The 1,792-nt window shown below is 29.4% G+C and carries 1 protein-coding gene and 1 rRNA gene; both read left to right on the forward strand.

Going from position 1 to position 1,792, the window contains the following annotated elements; all coding sequences use genetic code 11:
- Positions 1–109: 109 nt before the first annotated feature.
- Positions 110–1,057 (forward strand): GNAT family N-acetyltransferase, encoded by a 948-nt coding sequence (locus tag CLCHR_RS24160; RefSeq protein WP_079442482.1) that lies wholly within the window; start codon positions 110–112, stop codon positions 1,055–1,057.
- 606 nt (positions 1,058–1,663) lie between these two features.
- A 16S ribosomal RNA gene (locus tag CLCHR_RS24165) occupies positions 1,664–1,792 on the forward strand; the annotation flags it as partial.

Consider the following 1,792-nt stretch of genomic DNA (forward strand, 5'->3'; position numbering starts at 1 on the left):
GTTGAATGATTTATTATTAAAGAATATTATGATTACTAAAATGGCATTTTACTAAGTAAAATTATAATTATATATCAAAGTACTGTTGTACTTTTTAGGAGAGAATTATATGAAATCAAATATAAGTGTGAAGATACAAGCGAATAAACAAGATAAAACAGAATATTTAATAAAGGATAAAGATGATATCATTATTGGTAGATTTACCACTATAGAAATAAATAATAATAGTAAAGCATATGATATTAATCTAAGATTTTATAGAGAATCTAATTATGAGCTGCTAAGTGAAACGTTAAACCTTATTTTGAAAGCTGCATTTAGAGATTTTAATATTTTTAAGGTTAATATAAAGACTTTGGAAACAATAGATGTAAATCCGTTTCTAGATTCGGGATTTACTCTAGAAGGTATACTTAATCAGAATGAATATTTAAAAGGTGAATATCTTGATGAACTATCTTTTGGTATAACTCGAACAGAATATAATCAAATGAGTAGATATTCATTAGTCGAATTGAATGGGAGGAACATTATACTTCGAAATTTGACTTCGAGTGATGCAGAAGATGTATTAGAATATTATAAAAAAAATAAAACTTATTTAGAACCGTTTGAGCCTGTGAAGGATAACAACTTTTATACATTAGAAACTCAAAAGAAATTTTTGAATAAGAGCTATAGAGAATTCTTAAATGGAACAACTGTTGAATTAGGGATCTTTAAGAAAGAAAGACTAATTGGAAAGATAAAACTTTCGAGAATTATACATGGATCATTTAAGAATGGTACACTAGGTTACTCTATAGATGAAGGGGAGCAAGGTAAAGGATATATGACGGAAAGTGTTAATCTTATGCTTAAATATGCTTTTGATGAATGCGAACTTCATAGAATAGAAGCATCTGCTTTAGTGGATAATAAAAAATCAAGAACAGTATTAGAAAAGAGTGGATTTAAGTTAGTTGGTATTAATGAAAGATATCTTTTGATAAATGGTAAATGGGAAGATCATGCAACTTATTATATTATAAGAGAAGAGTTTAAGGATAGGTAATATGATATATTAAGGAATAGGTATATATCGATTCTAAGTTAAAATAATAACTTTTATAATATGAAACGCGCTGGATTTGAGATTATGTGGTGTAGTATTGGCAATAACTATTCCTAGCGTGTCAATAGCAGAAATATAGAGAAAATGAGAGAAAGATGTAGAATTTAGAGTTCAATTTTGTTATACAATGGATTTTATGGTATTTATCATGAGTATATATGTTAAGATAAAACACGTCGCTGAAACACATAAACGAAAACAGCTGAAAACTGAAATGCATTTAAATAATGAAATTTTAAAGTTTTAAAAGGTTGTTGACAAGGTTAGACAGTGATGGTATGATGTAATTCCTTACTGGGAGGCATTAAATTAACAGCTTAGGATTTGAAGAACTTACAGAAATGAAGTTCACAAAAACTAAAAAAAGTTGTTGACAAGCTTTGAAGGTGATGATATACTAAGTAGGCTGTCAGAAACGACAGTAAACAACAAAATATTACAACAGTAGTTGTAAGAGAGAAATTGGTCTTTGAAAATTGAACAGAATATATAAATACATTTAAGTAAACCAGCAATTCTTTATTTGAGTAAGCTAAGATTAAACTTTTTATTGAGAGTTTGATCCTGGCTCAGGACGAACGCTGGCGGCGTGCTTAACACATGCAAGTCGAGCGATGAAGTTCCTTCGGGAACGGATTAGCGGCGGACGGGTGAGTAACACGTGGGTAACCTGCC

The organism is Clostridium chromiireducens (assembly GCF_002029255.1).
Lineage (GTDB): Bacteria > Bacillota > Clostridia > Clostridiales > Clostridiaceae > Clostridium > Clostridium chromiireducens.